Source organism: Candidatus Omnitrophota bacterium, from assembly GCA_018894435.1.
Lineage (GTDB): Bacteria > Omnitrophota > Gorgyraeia > JAHIPI01 > JAHIPI01 > JAHIPI01.
Genome location: JAHIPI010000055.1, coordinates 1 through 4,271, shown reverse-complemented (window position 1 = coordinate 4,271; position 4,271 = coordinate 1). Strand labels below are relative to the sequence as shown.

Annotated in this window: 6 protein-coding genes; all 6 read right to left on the bottom strand. The window is 44.3% G+C overall.

All coding sequences use genetic code 11. The features are described from left to right. Window positions 1–911: general secretion pathway protein GspK (locus KKI13_04090; protein ID MBU4488228.1), on the bottom strand; the 911-nt coding region annotated here is incomplete at its 3' end. Then, on the bottom strand, window positions 908–1,549 hold the full coding sequence (locus tag KKI13_04085) for a prepilin-type N-terminal cleavage/methylation domain-containing protein (GenBank protein MBU4488227.1): 642 nt from the start codon (window positions 1,547–1,549) through the stop codon (window positions 908–910). The genes KKI13_04090 and KKI13_04085, both read right to left, overlap by 4 nt. Then, window positions 1,550–1,933, bottom strand: a complete 384-nt coding sequence (locus tag KKI13_04080; protein ID MBU4488226.1) for a hypothetical protein — start codon at window positions 1,931–1,933, stop codon at window positions 1,550–1,552. It abuts the gene before it with no gap. Continuing rightward, window positions 1,917–2,423 carry a prepilin-type N-terminal cleavage/methylation domain-containing protein gene (locus tag KKI13_04075; GenBank protein ID MBU4488225.1) on the bottom strand — a complete coding sequence of 169 codons (507 nt, stop codon included), beginning with the start codon at window positions 2,421–2,423 and terminating at the stop codon, window positions 1,917–1,919. Before KKI13_04075 ends, KKI13_04080 begins: the two co-directional genes overlap by 17 nt. Continuing rightward, window positions 2,380–2,802 (bottom strand): type II secretion system major pseudopilin GspG, encoded by a 423-nt coding sequence (gene gspG, locus KKI13_04070; GenBank protein ID MBU4488224.1) that lies wholly within the window; start codon window positions 2,800–2,802, stop codon window positions 2,380–2,382. The genes KKI13_04075 and gspG overlap by 44 nt, the downstream gene beginning before the upstream one ends. 15 nt (window positions 2,803–2,817) lie before the next feature. Then, window positions 2,818–4,035 carry a type II secretion system F family protein gene (locus tag KKI13_04065; protein MBU4488223.1) on the bottom strand — a complete coding sequence of 406 codons (1,218 nt, stop codon included), beginning with the start codon at window positions 4,033–4,035 and terminating at the stop codon, window positions 2,818–2,820. Window positions 4,036–4,271 lie beyond the last annotated feature (236 nt).

Here is a 4,271-nt window from a genome sequence, read left to right as displayed (position 1 = left end):
ATCCTGAAGCATACGGACATTACTTTGAAGTACCCCGCATTTTTTAATTCCTCTATGCGGTTAAACTCTACCTGATTGATCGTAAGCCCTGACATAAGTTTAGCGCCGATCGCATTTATATCCGTAAATATATTGTCGTCCTGCGTGCCTATGATCCCGTCGGCGCCTCTTCTGTAATTGACTATTTTCGCCGGTAATTCTTCGAATCCGGGCCCTATTAAAACCGCCAGCACGCCCAAAGGCGCCGTATTTATATTTACTGCCTTATCTCCGCCGTAAGCCGTCACAAGATCCTTAACACCGTCGTAAATCTCACTCGTAATGCCTTTTACCAGCATCAATTCCTCCGGGACGCTGAATCTCGCGTCCTTGCATTCGTAAGGCGGATCCAAGTCTTCATAATAATCGCCTTCGGCCCCTTCGGGGTTTTGCAGGTCGTCTTCGTCACGCCAGTCTGCTACCGCAGCTGCTATATCTATAGAAAAACCCGGCAGATTTGCAAGTATATCACCGCCTGCTTCATTTATATTTATCTTGCCGCCTTCGTCAATAGCGCCATATAAATATACGGGACTGCCCGTTTCGTCCTCTTCAATTTCATATCCTACCGTAAACATACCTTCGCCGACTTTAATATCTTTCAGCACAAATTCCTCTTTAACGCTGTCGTAACCGGAGCTCCATATTTCATTCAGTGAATCAACGGTTTTGGTGGTATCTTTTTCGATTAAAAAAATAGTCTTTCTGATCCCCGCCTCGGCTATGTAATGCGCCTTGTGGCTATTTACGAAGAAACTCATTATCTTTACGTCTATGCCCACGCGTATACCGATTCCCATTGCCAAAAGCGTAAGGAGAGTAAGTATCCACAGTGTCGTTATTAATATCGCACCTTTGTCTGAATGCCTCATAGCTCTTTTTTACCCAATACGCCGGTCGGTATAAATATTACTCTCGTGATTTCGGATGCCTCGTCCCCGGATTTTATGGCCTTCATAACAGTCACTATCCTTATGCCCCGGGGTATACGCGCCTCGTCATCTTCCCACTCTTCCTGCCACAGGTAAGGATCGTCTTCATCGCCGGAATCGTAACAGTATTCAAATTGAAAATCTTTAACTCCTCTGAGAAGTACATCTTCTTCTGCTTTTTCGATATCGAAACCAAGCGAAATATCGGCGCGCTTTTTTATAAACTCTTCTTTTGCCGTATCAAAATAGTATGAAACCCTTACCACCTCCCTGGCCGGTTTCATCTGGGGGCTGGCGTATTCTTCAAGCGTCATAAAGATAACTTTATTCGGCGCGCCAATAAAGGCATAAGCCGATTCACCGTCTTTTGTGAAATAAATCATATCCTTAAGGTCTCGCGCTATGTCGTCAAAGACCACCCTTATGTCCTGATAAGCACTACTTGTATCTCCGGAGCGTTTCCACACAGATATGCCCGCAAAAAATGTAGAATAAAGAGTGACAGCGACTACGGCAAATATGCTGAGGGCAATAAGAAGCTCTATCAGCGTAAAAGATGGAGGGCTTTTGCTTGTCATTTACTCTTCCTTAAAAAAATAAGTCGATATTTTAAAATATCTTTTTTGGTCGTCTTTTGTTATGACTACTCCGGCTTCCGTTTCCAAAAGGGGGATATCCTCTAATTCCTTTGCTTCTATTTCCCATTCGGTTCCTTTGTAATCGTCAAATTTACCGGAATAGCGGCCGTCCTCTATCTTTCCCTTTTCTTCGTATTCCCACAGACTTTGTTCTAATAAATAAAGCGCGTTAACATATATTTTTGACACCTTGGATGCCTTTATGGAAGTCGTAAAAGAGCCTATTACAAATACTACGCCGACCGTTACGACAAAAACACTCAGCATCACCTCAAGAAGCATAAAGCCGCTATGATGTTTTTTTAGCTCATTTTTCGCTGACATCCGATATCTCGATCTGGCCGGACCGGCCCGTAGTTTTTATATCAAAGCCCTTCTTTTCTGATTTATCAATAACGGATACGGTCGCTTTAGTGGACCGGCCGTTGGGTAAAAAAATTAATTCACTATTATCTCCGGAAAGCGATAGATTTTTCGGTAAAAAAAATTTTTCTCCGAATCTGCCTTCTACTTTTTTAAAGTCTCCTTTAGGATCTTTCTGGTCTTCCCGAAGCAGCCAATATGCCCTACTTTCAAAGTTGAACATCATCTTGTACGGTCTTTCTTCCATCACTGCGCTCACCTCGGCATACCTCATCATCTTTCCGATATTATAAGCAGAATCTCTAAGTTCCAGGTTGCGGTAAGCGGCCCTGAAAAGCGGCGTGGATATTATCGCGAGAACCAATATGAGAGAAGCAACTATTACTAATTCTATAAGCGTAAAAGCTCTATTCGGCACCCTGCGTATCGTCTTCCCAGTTCTTAACATCATCCCCTCCGCCTTCAACGCCGTCGGATCCGTATGAATATAAATCATAATCTTTCGAATATTGACCGGGGCATTTATAATTATATTCGCGGGCCCATGGATCTATGGGTTTCCGCTTAAGATATGGGCCGTTCCAATTGGGTGCTTTGCTTTCTCCCGGATCTTTCAGCAGGTCATCCAGTTTCTCCGGATAGGAGCCGTTATCCAGTTCATATAGATCCAGGGCAAGCGCTATATTGGATCTGATATCCGCTTGGGCGGCCTGTTCTCTGGCCTGCTCGCCCCTTCCTACCAGGCGGGGTACAACCATCGCAACTAAAATGCCGAGTATTATGACTACGAGCATGAGCTCTATTAATGTGAAGCCTTTTTTGTTAAGCATTGTTTCCCCCTTTTATTATCTCACTACAAAGCTAATTTCAAATATCGGTAAAAGCATCGCTATGACAATAAAACCTATTATGAGACCCAATGTCAAGATCATGAGCGGCTCCAATAGAGAGGTCATCGTCTTAACCGCCCTGTCAACCTCTCTTTCATAAGCGCTCGCCACTTTAAAGAGCGCCTTTTCCACCGCTCCGCTTTCTTCGCCTACGGATATCATATTATTCACAAAAACGGGAAAATAGGCCCCTTTGGCAAGCCCTACCGCCAATGCGCTCCCCTCCCGGACCTCTTTTTGCGCAATTTTTATGTCTTCCTTAAGGATTTCGTTTTCCATAATATTCATGACGACACCCAGGGCATCAAGAATAGGAACGCCGTTCGACAAAAGAGTCGCAAGCGTTTTTGTAAAACGGGCGATTTCTGTCTTTAGAATAAGCTGCCCCAGTACAGGAACGCCCAGCTTAAACCTATCCATAGCCATTTTCCCATCATGGATAGCCGCCAAGCGCTTAAAGGCCAGATATGCGAGAAGTATGGCTCCCAGCAATATAAACCAAAAGTCCCTTATAAAATTACTTATGTTAAGTAATATCACCGTAGGCGTGGGAAGCGACTGGTTAAGGTCTTTAAACATAGTCACTATTCGCGGTATGACAAACGTGATCAATACCAATATCGTAACGACCCCCACAGAGGCCATGAGAGCCGGATAAACCATCGCTGATTTGACTTTTGAAGTTAACTCCTCCTGTGATTCCTGGAATTCGGCTATGCGCATCAACACATTTTCCATGCTGCCGCCTACTTCGCCCGATCTTACCATGCTCACATAAATTTCCGGGAATACCTTGGGATGGCGTTTCAGCGAAGCCGAAAGAGTATTTCCGTCCTGAACAAAATTTCTGAGGTCGGCAATAACGCTTTTTAGGTACCTGTTTTCCGTCTGTTTTTCCAGTACTGTTAAAGATTTCACAAGCGGTAATCCCGCTTCCAGGAGATCCGCTAGTTGGCGGGTAAAAATACTGAGGTCATGAATATTGACTCTTTTAAATCCCGGTATAGTGCCTACAAAAGAGGTGGGCCGGTTTATGTCTTCCTGCTCTATAGAAATGGGAAAATACCCCATCGTTGTCAAGCGATGGAGAGCCGCATTCTTATTCTCCGCTTCGATAACACCTTTTACTTCTTCCTTCGGTCCTTTTTTTGCTACGTATGTAAATTTTGGCATAGTGGAGCTCTGTTGCTTCTCTCGGCAGCGACATCCTCCGTAGCCAAACACGACAAATATTTGGCGAAGGAGGATTAGGCCTAATGGTACTTATTTATTCAATAACCTGGGCCTCGGTTACTCTCATCACTTCCGACGGTGTAGTTATGCCCATCTTTATCTTTTCCCAGCCGTCTTGACGCAGGGTGCGCATACCGTGCTGCATGGCAATTTTTTTTATAATATCGGCCGATTTT